Source organism: Vibrio diabolicus (assembly GCF_011801455.1).
Taxonomy (GTDB): domain Bacteria; phylum Pseudomonadota; class Gammaproteobacteria; order Enterobacterales; family Vibrionaceae; genus Vibrio; species Vibrio diabolicus.
Map to the genome: position 1 here is coordinate 689,382 of NZ_CP042452.1, position 18,400 is coordinate 707,781.

Genomic DNA, 18,400 nt, shown 5'->3' on the forward strand with positions numbered 1-18,400 from the left:
GTGTCCTTGCCTTTACGTCACCTACATCCCAGAGTTGAGGTGTTAGGTGACTTTTTCGCCTTTCATGGATCTCAGTGTGTTTTGGCATCGCAACTGCGCAGCATTTAACTCCATCATTACCGCTTGAATGTCGTTTGCTTGCTGTTGCAATGCTGCCTTCTTCTCTTCGATCAACCGAATCATATAGTTCAACTGCTCAGTACTTTGATCGGTATCGTAGAGTTCAAATAACTCTTTGATATCTGCAAGAGAAAAGCCCAATCGCTTACCTCGCAAAATCAGTTTTAGTCGAATTCGATCGCGACCATTGTAGATTCGTGTGTTGCCTTTACGTTCCGGAGTTAGGAGACCTAAATCTTCGTAGAAGCGAATACTTCGGGTAGTAATGTCGAACTCTTTCGCGAGCTCGCTGATCTTAAATGTGTTCATTCCTTAACCTTACGACTTTCGTATAACATTCATACGAATATACAATTCGTTAACGTTAAAGTAAATAAACAACATCCACTCTTGAGCCTTGATATCACTCGCATTTACTCGAAATAAAATAGTCACTCGAACAAACAATAACCTCAAACTTGACGTTAACGTAAATGTTAGTATAGTTATGACGTAAACGTCAATAAAAGGTTAATGGAATGAAAAATGAAACATGGATTGTTGCCGCCAAGCGAACGCCTATCGGCTCTTTTCAAGGTGCATTAGCTTCAACAGATGTCACGGAACTCGGTGCGAAAGCCATCCAAGGGGCACTAGCCGAAAGCCAACTCGATGTGCAAAAAATAGACGAAGTGTTGATGGGATGCGTTTTACCCGCCGGCGTGGGGCAAGCGCCAGCAAGACAAGCAAGTCTTAAAGCAGAAATGCCACAATCGATCGGTTGTACGACATTGAACAAAGTCTGTGGCTCGGGTATGAAAACCGTCATGCTGGCACATGATCTTATTCAATCTGGTAATGCGCATGCGGTTATCGCTGGTGGTATGGAAAACATGTCCTCTTCTCCTTATCTATTAAAGAAAGCGCGTGATGGTTTCCGTTTAGGTCACGAGCAAGTGCTTGATCACATGTTTTATGACGGTTTGCAGGATGCCTACCAAGGCGAATTGATGGGGGTCTTTGCCGAACAAACCGCGCAAAAGTATCAGTTCAGCCGTGAAAGTATGGATGCCTGGGCGCAGCAGTCGGTGACTCGTGCGCAGCAAGCAATCGAACAAGGTTTTTTCAAAGAAGAGATCGTGCCTGTTAACGTAAAAAGTCGACGCGGCGAAACCTTGGTTGTAGATGATGAGCAACCGAGTAAACTCGACGTCACTAAAATTCCTACCTTACGCCCTGCGTTTGCTAAAGATGGCGGCGTAACGGCAGCAAATTCCAGTTCTATTTCTGATGGTGCATCGGCAATGGTATTGGTTGATAGTGAATTTGGCCGTCAGGAAAACCTTCAACCTCTAGCCAAAGTTGTCGCGTACAGCACGCATGCAAGACAGCCGGATGAGTTCACCATCGCACCGGTATTTGCGATTGAAACGCTGCTGGAAAAAACGGGCTGGGACAAGTCAGACGTGGACCTTTGGGAAATCAATGAAGCCTTTGCCGTCGTGACTCAATACGCGGTGAAAGCACTCGAACTGGACGAAAGCAAAGTGAACCCTCGCGGCGGTGCATGCGCTTTAGGCCACCCAATCGGTGCAAGTGGTAACCGAATCCTCGTGACTTTGATTCACGCTCTTAAACAAACAGGCGGTAAACGTGGCGTTGCATCGCTTTGTATTGGTGGCGGCGAGGCAACCGCTATCGCGATTGAAATCTGCTAAATCACTCTCAACAAAGTTTCACTTACATAACAGTAGTCAGTAACAAGCTGAAAAATACAAGGATGTCATCATGACAGAACAAGTAAAGCAGTATATCGGTGGTGAATTTGCCATCTCCGATTCAAAACAATGGCTAGATGTAACCAACCCGGCAACCAACGAAGTGATTGCACAAGTACCTTGTGCCACGGAATCGGAAATGAATGCGGCGATTGCCAGCGCAACAGAAACGTTCAAACGCTGGAAAGAAGTTGCAGCGCCGGAGCGTGCTAGATTGATGCTGCGTTACCAACATTTGCTAAAAGAGCAACACGATGAGTTGGCGATACTGCTTTCAAGTGAGACAGGCAAAACCCTCGCTGATGCGAAAGGCGACATTTGGCGCGGAATTGAAGTGGTAGAGCAAGCTGCAAACATTTGTAGCTCAATGATGGGTGAAACGGTTGAGAATGTCGCAACCAATATTGATGGTTACTCTTACATTCAACCGCTCGGTGTTTGTGCTGGCATCACACCGTTTAACTTTCCTGCGATGATTCCATTGTGGATGTTCCCAATGGCGATCGCTTGTGGCAACACCTTTATTTTGAAGCCGTCAGAGCAAGTGCCACTAACGGCAATGAAACTGGCGGAGCTGTTTGAACAAGCAGGTGCACCAAAAGGCGTGTTGCAAATTGTTCACGGCACCAAAGAGCAAGTCGATCGCATTCTGACTGATCCAGTCGTTCGTGCGATCTCTTTTGTCGGCTCAGTGCCCGTTGGTGAGTACATCTACAAAACAGGTACAGACAACCTGAAACGCGTGCAGTCATTTGCAGGTGCTAAGAACCACATGGTCATCATGCCAGATGCAAACAAGCAGCAAGTCATCAATAACCTAGTTGGCGCGTCAGTCGGTGCCGCAGGCCAACGCTGTATGGCGATTTCGGTGGCGGTATTTGTCGGCGAAACCAAAGAATGGATTCCAGAGCTTAAAGAGGCGTTAGCTCAGGTTCAACCTGGCGCGTGGGATGATGAAACCGCCGGTTATGGTCCGCTGATTAGCCCGCAAGCGAAACAACGTGTGGTGAACTTAATTAATGAAGGCAAAAAATCTGGTGCGAACTGTGTTCTGGACGGTACCGACTGTCAAGTACCTGGCTTCCCGAACGGTAACTGGGTGGGACCAACGCTATTCACTAACGTGACTACTGACATGTCGATTTATCAGGAAGAGATTTTTGGTCCAGTATTACTGACGATGGAAGTCGACAATTTAGATGCGGCAATTGAGCTAATCAACGCGAATCGTTTTGGTAACGGTACGTCTATTTTTACGGCGAATGGCGCAGCCGCGAGAAAGTATCAACACAATATTGAAGTGGGTAACGTAGGCATCAACGTGCCGATTCCGGTGCCATTGCCGTTCTTCTCATTTACGGGGTGGAAAGGCAGCTTCTACGGCGACCTGCATGCTTACGGTAAACAAGCGGTTCGCTTCTACACCGAGACGAAAACTGTCACTGCGCGTTGGTTTGAAGATGACATTCCAAGCGGTCCAAACATGACCATTCAATTGAGCTAGTCACAGAAGTAGCGATACCTCTAGCCAAGCCTTTCAAACCTTTAGATGGCTTGGCTTCAAGTGCAACGAATTAGACCTTAGGACTTCAAGATGGATTTTGAATTAAACGAAGATCAACTCGCGTTTGCCGAAGTAGCAAAGCAGTTTGCAGACCAAATGTTAGCGCCGCACGCGGCCGAGTGGGATGAAAACCATCATTTCCCTAAAGATGTACTGCGTCAAGCAGGTGAACTTGGCTTTCTGAGCATCTATACGCCGCCAGAGCATGGTGGTTTGGGATTGTCTCGTTTGGATGCGGCGATCATTTTCGAGCAGTTGGCTATGGGTTGTACCGCGACTACTGCGTTTATGACCATTCACAACATGGCGACGTGGATGATCACCAGCTTTGCCAAAGCCGAAGTGGTGCAGCAGTTTAGCGCGGATCTAATTTCGGGTGAAAAGCTCGCTTCCTACTGTTTAACCGAACCTAATGCCGGCTCTGACGCCGCTTCGCTCACGACAAGTGCGGTACGTGAAGGCGACGAGTTTGTATTGAATGGCGCAAAAGTATTTATCTCTGGCGCGGGTGATACTGATGTTCTCGTCGTGATGGCGCGTTCGTGCGGCGAAGGGGCGGGTGGCGTTTCTGCGTTCGTCGTTCCTGCTGACATCGAAGGCATTAGCTACGGTAAAAAAGAAGCCAAAATGGGTTGGAACTGCCAACCAACGCGTATGATCACCTTCGAAAATGTTCGTATTCCGGCTGACTATCTGTTGGGTGAAGAGGGAGAAGGCTTTAAGTTCGCCATGCTTGGCCTTGATGGTGGTCGAATCAATATCGCCACTTGTTCCGTCGGTACTGCGCAACAAGCACTGAACGAAGCCAAGCAATACATGACCGAACGCAAACAGTTCGGCCGTTCACTAGCGCAATTTCAAGCGTTGCAGTTCAAGCTTGCTGATATGGCAACTGAACTGGTTGCCGCACGTCAAATGGTGCGACTCGCTGCCGCCAAACTTGATGCCCAACACGCAGAAAAAAGTGCGTACTGTGCCATGGCAAAACGCTTTGCTACTGATGTGGGCTTTAAAGTCTGCGATCAGGCGCTGCAAATTCACGGTGGCTATGGTTACATCAAAGAATACCCAGTCGAGCGCCATTTCCGAGACGTTCGTGTTCACCAAATCCTGGAAGGTACCAACGAAATCATGCGTCTGATCATTTCAAGACGATTACTAACGGAAGGCGTTGAACTGCTTTAGAAAGCGAGACACAGCCTTACCTCAAGGAATAACAAAGGACTGAAAGATTATGACGGCACAAATCAAACTAGAGCGTGAAGCGCACATTGCCAAGCTCACGATTAGTAACCCGCCAGCAAACACCTGGACGCTTGAATCTCTGAATCAGCTAAAAGAGTTGTCGATTGAACTCAGTAATGATCGCTCTATTTATGCGTTGGTACTAACCGGCGAAGGCGAGAAATTCTTTTCTGCTGGAGCGGATCTCAACAACTTTGCATCCGGCGATAAATCGCAAGCAGCAGATATGGCGTTCGCATTTGGTGAAGCCTTTGAAGCGCTGTCAGCGTTCGATGGTGTTTCCATCGCCGCAATTAATGGTTACGCGATGGGCGGCGGTTTGGAAGTGGCGATGGCGTGTGACATTCGCATCGCAGAAGAACAAGTACAAATGGCACTTCCTGAAGCATCGGTAGGCTTGTTGCCGTGTGCGGGAGGAACGCAAAACCTGACCGCGTTAGTTGGTGAAGGTTGGTCGAAACGCATGATCCTGTGTGGCGAACGTGTAACGGCCGATCGAGCGGAACAAATCGGTTTGGTTGAAGAAGTCGTTGCAAAAGGCAAAGCACTAGATTCAGCGATGGCACTGGCACAGCGTGTCGCAGGTCAATCGCCAAAATCCATTTCTGCATGCAAAACGCTCATTCAAGGTCGACGCAGCCAAACTCACGCGGCTGGATTGGTTTTAGAGCGTGAACTGTTTTTACAGCTGTTCAATACACAAGATCAGACTGAGGGTGTGAATGCGTTCTTGCAAAAGCGCAAGCCACAATGGACAAACAGCTAGCGGAGGCAAAATGACAGGTACAGTAAATGTTTCAAAGCTTAAGTGCGCTGATGGATCTGTTATTGGTGTGCTGGAGCTTGATAATCCAGTAGCTCTCAACGCGTTGAGTTACGTGATGATTGAGAAGTTGTACAAACAGCTTAATGAATGGCAAACGGACGACAGCGTCGTCGCGGTATTCTTGCATGCTCAAGGTGAAAAAGCGTTTTGTGCTGGTGGTGATATTCAAGCGATCTACCGTGCACTTGAAAACAAAGAGCAAGACTTTGATTCTGCGTTTTCAGCGATGGAAACCTTCTTTGACCTCGAATATCGCTGTGATCATCTTATTCACACTTATCCAAAACCGATCATCGCGTGGGGGCATGGTTATCTGATGGGCGGCGGTGTGGGCTTATTTATGGGCGCAAGTCATCGCGTAGCAGAAACCACCACACGCTTTGCGATGCCAGAGATCAAGATCGGCCTTTACCCAGACGTAGGCGCGACCTATTTCCTAAATCAGTTACCAAAACATTTGGCACTTTTCTTAAGTTTGACGGCTTGCCAAATTAACGCGACAGACATGAAAGCGTTGGGATTAAGCCAATGGATTGCAAAGCCAGAAAGCAAACAAGCACTGTTGGATCTGCTTGCATCGGTAAGTTGGAAAGGTGAAGTGAACATCAACGAAAAAATCGCCACTGTGCTGCGTTCGGTACAAGTGGACGAGCCAAGCGAAGGGATGTTGATGCCATATGCGGGATTGATTGAGCAGCTTTGTTCGGGTGATTTAGATTCGATTGTTCGCGCAATCAGCAGTGCCGACGTTGATGATAAGTGGTTCATCAATGCGCAAAAAGCATTGAATTATGGCAGTCCGTTATCGCTCAATATCACTTATCAGCAGCTAACGCAGTATCAAAACCTCTCTTTGAAAGCTTGTTTTGATATGGAATTTAATCTGACGTTACGTTGCGGCTTAGAAGGTGATTTTAGGGAAGGGGTTCGTGCGCTGATTATCGATAAAACCAATCAACCGACTTGGCAACATCGCACGGTTTCTGACGTAACGCCACAAGTTTTGGAACGCTTCTTCGCGCCAATTGATTCAGCAGAATACCCACTGACCGCATCCTCGGTTGCCACTGTGGCACTTTAGACAAGGAAGAAATACGACATGGATAAAATTGCATTTATTGGCCTTGGCAACATGGGCGCGCCTATGGCTAAGAACCTACTTACAGCGGGCTTGAACGTCGAAGTGTTTGATTTGAATCCAAACGCTGTGGCAGAACTTACCGCACTTGGTGCGTCGAGTGCAGATTCGGTAAAACAAGCCGTTCAAGGTGCGAGCGTGGTGGTCACCATGCTACCTGCTAGCCAACACGTTCAAAGTGTTTATCTTGGTCAAGACGGGATCTTAGATAGCGTAGATTCTGGAACGCTGCTAATCGACTCTTCGACCATCGATCCAGCGACCGCTCGTTTGGTTGGCGAAAAGGCGCTGCAGCTTGGCTTCAGCTTTGTTGATGCACCGGTATCTGGTGGCGTTGCGGGCGCAGCGGCAGGTACGTTGACTTTCATTGTTGGCGGCTCACAAGAGAACTTTGTTCAAGCCAAGGTGGTGCTTAGCCACATGGGCAAAAACATTTTCCATGCAGGTGATGCCGGAGCCGGTCAGGTGGCGAAGATCTGCAATAACATGATGTTGGGCATTTTGATGAGCGGCACTTGTGAAGCACTCAATTTAGGCATGGAAAACGGACTCGATCCCAAAGTGCTGTCTGACATCATGCTGCAAAGTTCAGGCCGTAACTGGGCGCTAGAGCTTTACAACCCGTGCCCAGGTGTGATGGAAAACACGCCTGCAAGCAATGGTTATCAGGGCGGCTTTATGAGTCAGTTAATGGCGAAAGATCTCGGTCTTGCGATGGAAGCGGCGGTTGCCAGTCAAACATCAACACCAATGGGCAGCTTGGCTCGTAACCTGTTTAATTTTCACAACGGTCAGGGCAACGGACAAAAAGATTTTTCAAGCTTGTTTGAGTTCTACCAAAAGCAAAATCAGGCCTAAGGAGTGCTTATGGATCTAGCAAATAAGGTTATTGCGATCACGGGGGCCGGGCAGGGGCTTGGTAAACAAATGGCGCTGTCGCTGGCGGAAAGCGGTGTTCACCTTGCGCTTATCGACCTCAATTCAGACCAACTGGCTGAAACGAAAGCGGAGTGTGAATCTTTCGGCGTCACCACTCGTTTTTATGTAGCGAACGTGACGGAAGAACAAGAAGTGTGCGCTGCTTTTGAGCAAATTGAAGCGGATTTCAAACAGCTCAATGGCGTGATCAATAACGCAGGCGTTATGCGCGATGGCATGTTCATCAAAGTTAAAGATGGTCAGGTTAACGCGATGTCGCTGGAACAATTTCAGTCTGTTATGGATGTGAATGTGACAGGTACTTTTCTGTGTGGCCGCGAAGCGAGCAAGGTAATGCTGAACACCGATAGCAAAGGCGTTCTGATCAACATATCTAGCGTCGCGCGTGCGGGGAATATTGGTCAAACTAACTATTCTGCATCCAAAGCGGCGGTAGCCACCATGGCGACGGTGTGGGCGAAAGAGTTAGGGCGTTTCGGAATTCGCTCAGTAGCGATTGCTCCGGGTGTCATCAAGACTGCCATGACGGACCAAATAAAACCTGAAGCGATGGAGCGTTTAGTTAAAATGATTCCTGTCGGACGCTTAGGTCTTGCTGATGAAATTTCTTCGACCATCAAATACGTGTTAACCAATGAGTTCGTGACTGGAAGAGTATTCGAAGTCGATGGCGGAATGCGAATGTAGCCCCTCCTCATATTAAAAAGGGGAGCGAGCTTGATTGTCCGCTTCCTTTCTCCTTTCTTATATTGTTTCTATCGATAATTTTTAATGGATGTTTTAGCAACGGCTGCTGTACCGATTACATTTACAACTCTTTTGTATTTTTGGTATGAATAAGTGCTCTCGTGTTAATTTTTATGTAAATGTATTAATTCACAATCAAGACAATTATTTGTCTCATTGATGAGATTTTGCTTCTTGGGGTATGAAAAACACTCTTATTGATTATATTGTGACCGAAAACCATTTCGACATCTAAAGATGGTGATTTATTATTCAGCGCAAAATACATGGGAATATGAGGCTGGCTGAATAACCTTCAGCTACCTTAATAATAAAATAACCAGAATTCTCTATTACACTGAAGTAACTACCCATTAGGGAAGAGCAATAATGTCACTATTTCATTCGCTTAGGACGATGCCACTACTATTGGGGTGTCTGTGTCTTTCTATTCAGGCATCCGCAGAAAAGGTTGAACAAGAAGGTAAGTTTTTACAGTCGCTAGAAGGCATTGAAAATCAAATTTACGCATTACCTCAGAGCTCTTTGGCTTTGATTGAGGCGTTAGAAGAAGACTCTCTACTACAAAATCAACCAACAGAGCTACTGGTACGTTATTGGCTTGCAAAGTCCACGGTTCTAGAGCTACTTGGGCGCGCGGAAGAGAGCCAAAACGTCGCACAAAAAGGGTTGGAACTTGTGCGTCCACAAAGCCATGAGTATCTCTTATTTAAGTTGATTCAGATGCGAACTATGGTCGGAAAGAGCGATATCGATACCGCGCTTTCTTCGTTGGATAGTTTGTTGGAAACATCGCGTGAAAATGGCGATAAGCAGCTCGAGTCGGAGATCCTGTTGCTAAAAGGACGTTACTACGATGAGCAGGGCGAGTTTAAAAAATCCTATGCCGCAATTATGTCGTCAATGGATGCGGCTGAGTCCTCTGGCGTTCAAGGATTGGTCGAACGGGCGGCGCTAGAGCTTGGTGACGTACTGGTCAAAATTCAGGGCTATGACCGTTCAGAAGCATTGTTGAAACAAGCGTACCGTTATTTTAGGGATAGACGCATGTCGTTCAATGAGCTGCTGAGCGTCTTAACGATAGCAAAGCTTCATAAGGCACAGTTCCAATACGAAGAGGCGATTGTATCGTATCAGAGAGCGCTAAAGCTCGCGCAAATCATTGGTGACGGGCGCTTTAGGTTTCGAGTTAACCTCGAGCTTGCTGCGTTATACCGTGAGACGAACCAAGAAAATAAGATGGTTCGCCACTTAAAGTTGGCGGAGAACTTACAGTATAGAGAAACCTCTAGCGCCTACTTAGCTACATTTAAGCTGTTGCAAGCCGAATATATGCTAGAACAGAAGCAGTTTGAGACACTTCTAGCGATGATCGCGCCTATGTTGCCGGAAATTATCGAGAGCCGATATGTTAAGCAACAGCAAATGGAACTACTAAAAGTGGCTGCCATGGCCTACGCGGGAAGCAATGACTTTAAATTAGCGTATAAAACTTACGGCAACTATCACGATAAATTCATCCAATTTAGCAACCAAAGAGAAGTTGAAAATCTTGAGCGTCAGCAGACGCTATTTGAGCTAGAAAGACTTGAATATGAGAACGAAGATCTCAACTGGAACAACGTGTTGCAGCGTATGGAACTGGAAAATAACCGTCGTACCTTTTATCTATTGGGTGAAGCGCTACTAGCACTCATTGGTGTTCTCTTTTTGATGGCAGTGGTATTCCTTGTTGTGAATCGATCACGTTTAAGAATGCGCCGCCTAGCAAAGACAGATACATTGACAGGGTTATTTAATCGCCGTTTTTTAGAAGATTGGTTCACTAAACCCGTAGAGACGAAACGTGAACGCAAAGAAAAGCCGACGCCTCAATCTAAGCAAGAAAAGGTGCAGCATTTTGTGTCTGAGCAAGTCGAGCAAGTTAAGTACGGCTACCTAGCTTTAAACAAATGGGTGGATAGCAAACTCGATAAACAGAAAATGGTGCCAAAGAAGCCGCAGTCGGGGCCGGTAAGTTTAGCGCTAATCGATGTAGATTATTTTAAACAGGTAAATGATACCTATGGGCATGTGTTCGGTGATGCCGTACTAACAGGCGTTGCCAAAGTGCTAGAAGAGACGGTGCGTGAAAATGACATTGTTGCACGCTTTGGTGGTGAGGAGTTTGTTGTTGTGATGCCCAATACCGATCATGAAGACTCTCTCATTACCGCTGAACGATTACGTAGCGCTTTATCCTTACATGGGTTCGTCACGGAACAGAATGAAGAAGTGAGAGTGACCTGTAGTTTTGGTGTTGTGACGACTGAAGATAGTGAGATGAATTTTAAATCACTCTGTGATCAGGCAGATAAATTACTTTATCAAGCTAAAGCGGATGGACGTAACTGCGTGAAAGGGCGCAAGCTGACCTAATAAAATCAAGAATGCAGGCTCATCAAACGGTGAGCCTGAACTCATCCTTCCTACTGATTACTTCAAAATCGCTTAGCTTAAGAGTATCGAATTACATACTCATAGCGTTCAGTATTTTCTACTCGTTTTATCTCCCCCATTTTCAAAGTACTAATGTCACTTGTGTATACGAAGCTATAACACACGAGTATGTCTGTTTTTTATACAAACAAAGCCGATACAGGTGAAATGATTAGTGGTCGATGTAAAATTTTTCTGGTGTGGATTTTTGTGGCACGAAAAACAATTCTCTGAAAGGTGTGTTAAAAATTGATGCTTCAATAAGTTATTGGTTTGTTTTTGTTTTTATTTGGATTTTTAAACACATCTTTGACTTTTACGACAAGTTATCGCATAGAAATTTTGCGTACACCATCAACTTTCCTTCCTTTGTTAATAACCTTTTTCTTAAAAAATGATTTGAGTTCGAACTAATTTTCAGGCATTTTATATTTAACTAACCGTTCAATTAAAAATAACAAGGACGCAAAATGCCAAAGGTGGGGATGCCTGAAATCAGAAAACCACAGCTGGTGAAAGCGACAATGTCAGTGATTGATAGAGTCGGTTTACACGCTGCGAGTATTTCGTTGATCAGTAAAGAAGCAGGTGTATCAACGGGAATTATCAATCACTATTTTGGTGGTAAGCATGGGTTGTTGGAGGAAACGATGCGAGAGATCTTGCGTCAGCTTTCGTCCACTATCACACAGAAGTTACGTGAGCTGCCAAGCGATGCTCATCACCAAAGAATTAATGCCATCATTGACGGTAACTTTGTCGGCTATCAGGCAGAAAACCAAGTTGCGAAGACTTGGCTAGCGTTCTGGTCGTACTCAATGCATGACGAGCAGCTTAAGCGTTTGCAGCGTGTCAATGAACGACGTTTATTGTCCCACCTAAGAAAAGAACTCAAAGCATTATTAAATGCAGAGCAGGCCGAACTGGTTGCTCATGGTATTGCGTCACTTATCGATGGTATTTGGCTGCGCGGAACGCTCAACCCGCAAGGCATTGATGCAGAAAGAGCGAGAATCATCATCAACGACTATCTCGACAAACAACTTACGTTTTATTCTGAAAAAATATAAAAGTCACAGGTCTTCAAAATGGAAATGAAAGCACACTATATCAATGGTGCGATGTACAACGGGTGTTCAGATGAGCACTTCACCACTTACAATCCGGCGAATGGTGAGCCATTGGCCAACATTAAACAAGCGAACCAAGACGATCTCGAAGCGGCGATTGAGTCGGCAAAGAAAGGTTTTGCTGCATGGTCAGCAATGACTGCGATCGAGCGCAGCCGTATTTTACACAAAGCCGTTGCCATTTTACGTGAGCGTAATGACGAGCTTGCTTCATTAGAAGTTGCAGATACTGGTAAGCCAATTCAAGAAGCTATCGCGGTTGATATAACAACAGGTGCCGATGTTCTTGAGTACTATGCGGGTCTTGCTCCAAGCTTGCAAGGTAAGCAGCAGCCACTCAGCGAAGACCAGTTTTTCTACACACGTCGCGAGCCATTGGGCATTTGCGCAGGTATTGGCGCTTGGAATTATCCAATCCAAATTGCGATGTGGAAATCGGCGCCAGCACTGGCTGCGGGCAACGCTATGATCTTCAAACCATCGGAAGAAACACCATTAACAGCGCTTAAGCTAGCAGAAATTTATTCAGAAGCGGGCATGCCAGATGGCGTATTTAATGTCGTACAAGGGGATTACCGAGTAGGGCAGATGCTAACGGCGCATCCTGACATCGCAAAAGTATCGTTCACGGGCGAATCAGGCACCGGTAAAGTCGTCATGAGTGACAGCGCTAAGACACTAAAACAAGTAACGATGGAGCTGGGTGGTAAGTCTCCACTGATTATTTTTGATGATGCAAAGTTAAACGATGCCGTTTCTGCGGCCATGGTGGCGAACTTCTACACGCAAGGTGAAGTTTGTACGCACGGTACACGCGTGTTTGTTCATGAAGGTATTTATGATGACTTCATCGCACAACTTAAAGCTCGCACTGAGTTGTTAGTTGTCGGCGATCCGCTTGATGAGAACACGCAAATTGGCGCGCTGATCTCTAAAGATCATGAATCGAAAGTACTAGGAGCGATTGAAGCTGCGAAAGCGAGTGGCGCGACGTTACTAACTGGCGGCTACAAAGTAACAGACAATGGCCTAGCCAATGGTAACTTTGTTGCTCCAACCGTATTTGTCGATTGCGATGATGACATGAGCCACGTTCAACAAGAAATCTTTGGCCCGGTAATGTCAGTGCTGAAATTCCGTGATGAGTCGGAAGTGATTGCGCGTGCAAATGGCACCGATTATGGCTTGGCTGCAGGCGTATTTACTCAAAGCCTATCTCGTGCCCACCGCGTGATTCATCAAATTCAAGCTGGTATTTGTTGGGTGAATACATGGGGCGACTCACCTGCGGAAATGCCAGTTGGTGGCTACAAACAATCAGGTGTTGGCCGTGAAAACGGTGTCGAAACCCTTAAACATTACACGCAAACGAAGAGTGTTCTGGTTCAGCTAAGCGACTTCGAAAGCCCTTACAAATGATACCAATCGTAGTAGATAACTGACCACTTTAGCTTGTTAAAATGCTCGATAACTGCGTTGTCAATTTTGATTGTAGGCTAACTACTTATCGAAAATTTCCGCCTTGTTCTCAAGCATTTTTCCTACGCTAATTTCGTTCACTTATCTACTGTGATTGGTATTAACTCCTAGGAGAATCAAAATGCAACAACACTACGATTATATCATCGTCGGTGCGGGTTCGGCCGGCTGTGTGTTAGCGGATCGCTTAAGTGAAAGTGGTCAATATTCGGTCCTATTACTCGAAGCGGGTGGGTCGGATAAAAGTATTTTTATCCAAATGCCAACGGCGCTTTCTTACCCTATGAACACTGAAAAATACGCGTGGCAGTTTGAGACAGTTGAAGAGCAAGGATTGGATGGCCGTCAACTTCATTGTCCTCGCGGAAAAGTTCTGGGCGGTAGTTCGTCTATCAACGGCATGGTTTACGTTCGTGGACACGCTTGTGACTTTGACCAGTGGGAAGAGGAAGGCGCGAAAGGCTGGAATTATCAATCGTGTTTGCCTTATTTCCGTAAAGCAGAGTCTTGGATTGGTGGTGCTGATGAATACCGAGGCGATAACGGTCCAGTCGGCACATGTAACGGCAACGATATGAAGCTCAATCCGCTGTATCAAGCTTTTATTGATGCAGGCAAAGAAGCTGGCTACCCAGAAACAAAAGATTACAACGGTTATCAGCAAGAAGGCTTTGGCCCAATGCATATGACAGTTGACAAAGGCGTACGCGCTTCAACCTCCAATGCATACTTAAGCCGTGCTAAAAAACGCAAAAACTTCACCCTAATGAATAGGGTGACGGTTCATCGAGTTTTATTAGAAGAAACAGGTGCAGAAGGCAAGAAAGCGGTTGGTGTTGAATTTGAAAAATCAGGTTCAGTTCAGCAATGTTTTGCGAATCATGAAGTGATTTCGAGTGCTGGTTCGGTTGGCTCAGTTCAGCTGTTGCAGCTTTCAGGCATTGGCCCTAAAGAAGTATTAGAAAAAGCAGGCATTGAGGTGAAACATCCGTTGGAAGGGGTAGGTAAAAACCTGCAAGATCACTTAGAAGTGTACTTCCAATATCACTGTAAGCAACCTATCACGCTCAACAGCAAATTAGGTTTGGTGAGCAAGGGCTTGATTGGCACTGAGTGGATATTAACTCGCAAAGGCCTTGGGGCTACTAACCACTTTGAATCATGTGCGTTTATCCGTTCTCGTGAGGGACTAAAGTGGCCAAATATTCAATATCACTTTTTGCCAGCGGCAATGCGTTATGACGGACAAGCTGCTTTTGACGGTCATGGTTTCCAAGTGCACGTTGGACCTAACAAGCCCGAGAGTCGCGGCTCGGTAGAAGTTGTATCTGCGAATCCGAATGATAAGCCGAAGATTGAGTTTAACTACATTTCCACTGAACAAGATAAGCAGGATTGGCGTGATTGTATTCGCCTTACTCGCGAGATCCTCAATCAGCCAGCCATGGATGAGTTTCGTGGTGATGAGATCCAGCCGGGTCTGAATATCACAACGGATGAACAAATTGATGAATGGGTGAAGCAGAATGTCGAGAGTGCTTACCATCCATCTTGTACCTGCAAAATGGGCGCAGACAATGACCCATTAGCGGTTTTGAATGATCGATGCCAAGTACGCGGTATTCAAGGCTTGCGTGTGGTGGACTCTTCTATTTTCCCAACCATTCCGAACGGTAATTTAAATGCGCCAACTATTATGGTGGCAGAACGTGCCGCGGACATGATTTTGGATAACGCCCTGGAAACGTCGAACAACGCACCAGTTTGGATTGCACCGAACTGGCAAGAGATGCAACGAATGCATCCGCCAAAAAGAGATCTCGATTCGATCTCATAAAAATGAAAAAAGTCAGTAATCATTACAAGGAATTCAATATGTCTAAGATGACAAAAATCTTCTCAACAATCGCACTAAGTACTTTAGCAACAGGCGCTTATGCCAACCAATGTGAAACGGTACGTTTTGCAGATGTAGGTTGGACCGACATTACGGCGACCACCGCTGTGACATATGAGCTGCTAAAAGGGTTGGGGTACAAAACGAAGACCGATCTACTATCGGTACCTGTTACTTACTCTTCTATGGCCAATGGCGATATCGACATTTTCCTAGGTAACTGGATGCCAACAATGGAAGGTGACATCGCGAAATACCGTGATGCAGGTACCGTTGAAACCGTACGAGCGAACCTCGTCGGCGCAAAATACACACTCGCGGTTCCAAAATACGTTTATGACGCAGGCGTGACCAACTTCGCTGATCTAGTAAAACATGCCGACAAATTTAAAGACCGCATTTACGGCATTGAACCAGGTAACGATGGTAACCGCTTAATTCAGTCAATGATTGATAGCAACGCATTCGGCCTAAAAGACTTCAGCCTAGTTGAATCCAGTGAAGCTGGCATGGTGTCTCAAGTATCACGTGCTGCGCGCCGCAACCAATGGATTGTGTACCTAGGTTGGGCCCCGCACCCAATGAACAGCAATGTTGAAATGGAATACCTAGCGGGTGGTGACGACTTCTTCGGCCCTAACTACGGCGGCGCGAATGTCTACACAAACGTACGTAAAAACTACCTTGCAGAGTGTCCAAATGTAGGTCAGCTAGTGAAAAACCTAGAATTCAACCTAGAAATGGAAAACGAATTGATGGAAGCGATTCTCAACCAGAAGCAGAAACCGTCGAAAGCAGCGCAAGCATGGTTGAACGCAAACCAAGAACAAATTGAAGCGTGGCTAGAAGGCGTTAAGACGGTGGATGGTCAAGACGCAGTAACAGCAATTACAAACTATTTAAAAACTAACGCTTAATTAAGCAGTTTTTAAGCGCGTTTTTTTGAAAAAGAAAGTGGGCAGTCATGCCCGCTTCATTAACACAAAGGTTTTATTTTGAATTTTATTACGGACAACAAACTACCGTTGGGCCAATGGATGGAAACTGGCGTCGATTGGTTAACCATCAATGCATCGGGTTTCTTCGATGCAATCTCTATTACACTTGAAACGATCATTCTTTTCGTGGTGGACATTTTTAAATGGATGCCACCTGCAGCGCCAATCATTATGACGGCGGCAATTGCTTGGTTCTTACACCGCAGCATTCCGCTTGTTGTATTCATCGTGTTGGCCTTGCTCGCAATTCTCAACCTTGGTTACTGGCAAGAAATGCTGGAAACCTTTGTCCTTGTGTTTGCAGCGACAACGATTTCCGTATTAATTGGCGTGCCGTTGGGCATTATGGCGGCACACCGTCCTTGGTTATACACCTTGTTGCGACCAATCCTCGATTTGATGCAGACCGTACCGACATTCGTTTACCTAATTCCAACCTTGGTTCTGTTTGGCTTAGGTATTGTCCCTGGCCTAATCTCGACCATCATTTTCGCTATCGCTGCGCCAATTCGATTGACGTACCTCGGTATTATTAAAGTGCCGGAGGAGCTACTTGAAGCGGGCAAAGCATTTGGTGCAAGCCGCATGAAGTTGCTGTTTAAGGTGGAATTACCTGCGGCATTACCAAGTATTATGGCCGGTGTTACGCAATGTATTATGTTGTCTCTGTCTATGGTGGTCATTGCGGCGCTTGTTGGTGCTGATGGACTTGGTAAGCCAGTCGTACGCGCACTCAATACCGTAAACATCTCGCAAGGTTTTGAAGCGGGTTTAGCGATTGTACTCGTCGCCATCATTCTTGACCGCTTGTGTAAAGCACCAAACCAGAAGGAGGCTTAATCATGGACGCTATTACTATTCAAAATCTTGATGTGGTTTTTGGTCAGCAGCAGTCACAAGCGTTAACACTACTAGACCAAGGCAAGTCTCGACAAGAAATCATCGACGAAACTGGCCAAGTGGTTGGGGTTGATAATGTTTCGCTGAACGTGAAACAGGGTGAGATCTGTGTTTTGATGGGGCTTTCAGGCTCGGGTAAATCAAGTTTGCTGCGAACAGTTAACGGGTTGAACGAAATTTCTCGTGGCTCTCTGAAAATTAAAGACGGCGACGACATGGTTGAGCTCTCTAACTGTGACGAACAGAAGTTGCGCCACCTTCGTACTCACCGCGTATCCATGGTGTTTCAGAAGTTTGCATTGATGCCATGGTTAACGGTATTAGATAACGTTGCGTTTGGTCTAGAAATGCAAGGCATTGGTAAAGCAGAGCGCCGTAAAAAAGCGCGTGAACAGCTCGAAATGGTCGGTTTGTCTGAGTGGGAAACGAAATTCCCGCACGAGCTCTCTGGTGGTATGCAGCAGCGTGTTGGCCTAGCGCGAGCGTTCGCGATGGACACAGATATCTTGTTAATGGATGAGCCGTTTTCAGCGCTTGACCCATTGATTCGTGCTCAGCTTCAAGATGAATTGATTCTGCTTCAAGAAAAGCTAAACAAAACCATTCTTTTTGTGAGCCACGACTTGGATGAAGCGCTTAAAATCGGTAACAACATCGCCATTATGGAATCAGGAAAGTTGATTCAACACGGCAAGCCAGAACAGATCATTCTTGCTCCAGAAAACGATTATGTGGCTGACTTTGTTGCTCACACTAATCCATTGAACGTACTTAAGGGACGCTCTTTGATGCGTGACGACTTAGTTCGTGAAGATGAGCGTGTTCTAATTTGCCCTGACAAAGATATTTGGGTGACCCAAGAGAGCAAAGGCTTAAGCTTAGCGGGTACAGATAAGTCGTTGGTTCAATGGAAGAGCGATTCTTCGAACCTTGATGAGGTAAACGAAAATTCGCTGGTTCAGGTTAGCCCGGAAATCAGTATGCGAGAAGCGATTGAGCTTAAGCAGCGCAGCAATCAGCCTCTGCTTATGGTGGAGGACAATCAGTTAGTTGGTGTGTTAAGCGACAACGAGCTTTACGATGCATTGCTTGGTAACTTTAAGTCCGAGCAAGTGGCATAAAGTTAGAGTAGAGTTGAAGCCAAGCTAAAAAAGAGCCGCATATTAGTGCGGCTCTTTTTGG

General features: G+C 46.1%; 15 protein-coding genes. 14 read left to right on the plus strand and 1 reads right to left on the minus strand.

Annotation, left to right across the window (positions count from 1 at the left end; translation table 11 throughout):
- Window positions 1-42: 42 nt before the first annotated feature.
- A complete protein-coding gene (locus FR741_RS18425; RefSeq protein WP_005373242.1) occupies window positions 43-429 on the minus strand; it encodes a MerR family transcriptional regulator in 387 nt (128 codons plus the stop codon).
- 209 nt (window positions 430-638) lie between these two features.
- Between FR741_RS18425 and FR741_RS18430 the strand changes: the two genes are divergently transcribed.
- The 14 genes from FR741_RS18430 to choV all read left to right on the plus strand — a co-directional run bounded on the left by FR741_RS18430 (window position 639) and on the right by choV (window position 18,339).
- Window positions 639-1,817, plus strand: coding sequence for a thiolase family protein (locus FR741_RS18430; protein ID WP_167427400.1), 1,179 nt, complete (start codon window positions 639-641; stop codon window positions 1,815-1,817).
- A gap of 70 nt (window positions 1,818-1,887) precedes the next feature.
- Window positions 1,888-3,381: a CoA-acylating methylmalonate-semialdehyde dehydrogenase gene (locus FR741_RS18435; RefSeq protein ID WP_167427401.1), complete on the plus strand. Its 1,494-nt coding sequence runs from the start codon at window positions 1,888-1,890 to the stop codon at window positions 3,379-3,381.
- A gap of 90 nt (window positions 3,382-3,471) precedes the next feature.
- The gene (locus tag FR741_RS18440; RefSeq protein WP_167427402.1) at window positions 3,472-4,626 is read left to right on the plus strand and encodes an acyl-CoA dehydrogenase family protein; all 1,155 of its coding nucleotides are present in this window, start codon (window positions 3,472-3,474) and stop codon (window positions 4,624-4,626) included.
- 49 nt (window positions 4,627-4,675) lie between these two features.
- Window positions 4,676-5,452 carry an enoyl-CoA hydratase gene (locus FR741_RS18445; RefSeq protein WP_167427403.1) on the plus strand — a complete coding sequence of 259 codons (777 nt, stop codon included), beginning with the start codon at window positions 4,676-4,678 and terminating at the stop codon, window positions 5,450-5,452.
- Between the two features lie 10 nt (window positions 5,453-5,462).
- A complete protein-coding gene (locus FR741_RS18450; RefSeq protein ID WP_167427404.1) occupies window positions 5,463-6,593 on the plus strand; it encodes an enoyl-CoA hydratase/isomerase family protein in 1,131 nt (376 codons plus the stop codon).
- An 18-nt stretch (window positions 6,594-6,611) separates the two neighbouring features.
- Window positions 6,612-7,508, plus strand: coding sequence for a 3-hydroxyisobutyrate dehydrogenase (gene mmsB / locus FR741_RS18455; RefSeq protein ID WP_139060664.1), 897 nt, complete (start codon window positions 6,612-6,614; stop codon window positions 7,506-7,508).
- A 9-nt stretch (window positions 7,509-7,517) separates the two neighbouring features.
- Window positions 7,518-8,276 (plus strand): SDR family oxidoreductase, encoded by a 759-nt coding sequence (locus FR741_RS18460; RefSeq protein ID WP_104972454.1) that lies wholly within the window; start codon window positions 7,518-7,520, stop codon window positions 8,274-8,276.
- 456 nt (window positions 8,277-8,732) lie between these two features.
- Complete coding sequence (locus tag FR741_RS18465) at window positions 8,733-10,754, plus strand: diguanylate cyclase (RefSeq protein ID WP_374042267.1); 2,022 nt, start codon at window positions 8,733-8,735, stop codon at window positions 10,752-10,754.
- A gap of 530 nt (window positions 10,755-11,284) precedes the next feature.
- The gene (gene betI / locus FR741_RS18470; protein ID WP_005392557.1) at window positions 11,285-11,884 is read left to right on the plus strand and encodes a transcriptional regulator BetI; all 600 of its coding nucleotides are present in this window, start codon (window positions 11,285-11,287) and stop codon (window positions 11,882-11,884) included.
- 18 nt (window positions 11,885-11,902) lie between these two features.
- Complete coding sequence (gene betB, locus FR741_RS18475; protein ID WP_167427406.1) at window positions 11,903-13,363, plus strand: betaine-aldehyde dehydrogenase; 1,461 nt, start codon at window positions 11,903-11,905, stop codon at window positions 13,361-13,363.
- A gap of 181 nt (window positions 13,364-13,544) precedes the next feature.
- Window positions 13,545-15,260 (plus strand): choline dehydrogenase, encoded by a 1,716-nt coding sequence (gene betA / locus FR741_RS18480; RefSeq protein ID WP_167427407.1) that lies wholly within the window; start codon window positions 13,545-13,547, stop codon window positions 15,258-15,260.
- Window positions 15,261-15,298: 38 nt separating this feature from the next.
- A complete protein-coding gene (locus FR741_RS18485) occupies window positions 15,299-16,237 on the plus strand; it encodes a choline ABC transporter substrate-binding protein (RefSeq protein ID WP_167427408.1) in 939 nt (312 codons plus the stop codon).
- A gap of 78 nt (window positions 16,238-16,315) precedes the next feature.
- The gene (choW, locus tag FR741_RS18490; RefSeq protein WP_005392552.1) at window positions 16,316-17,158 is read left to right on the plus strand and encodes a choline ABC transporter permease subunit; all 843 of its coding nucleotides are present in this window, start codon (window positions 16,316-16,318) and stop codon (window positions 17,156-17,158) included.
- 2 nt (window positions 17,159-17,160) lie between these two features.
- Complete coding sequence (gene choV, locus FR741_RS18495) at window positions 17,161-18,339, plus strand: choline ABC transporter ATP-binding protein (protein WP_167427409.1); 1,179 nt, start codon at window positions 17,161-17,163, stop codon at window positions 18,337-18,339.
- Window positions 18,340-18,400 lie beyond the last annotated feature (61 nt).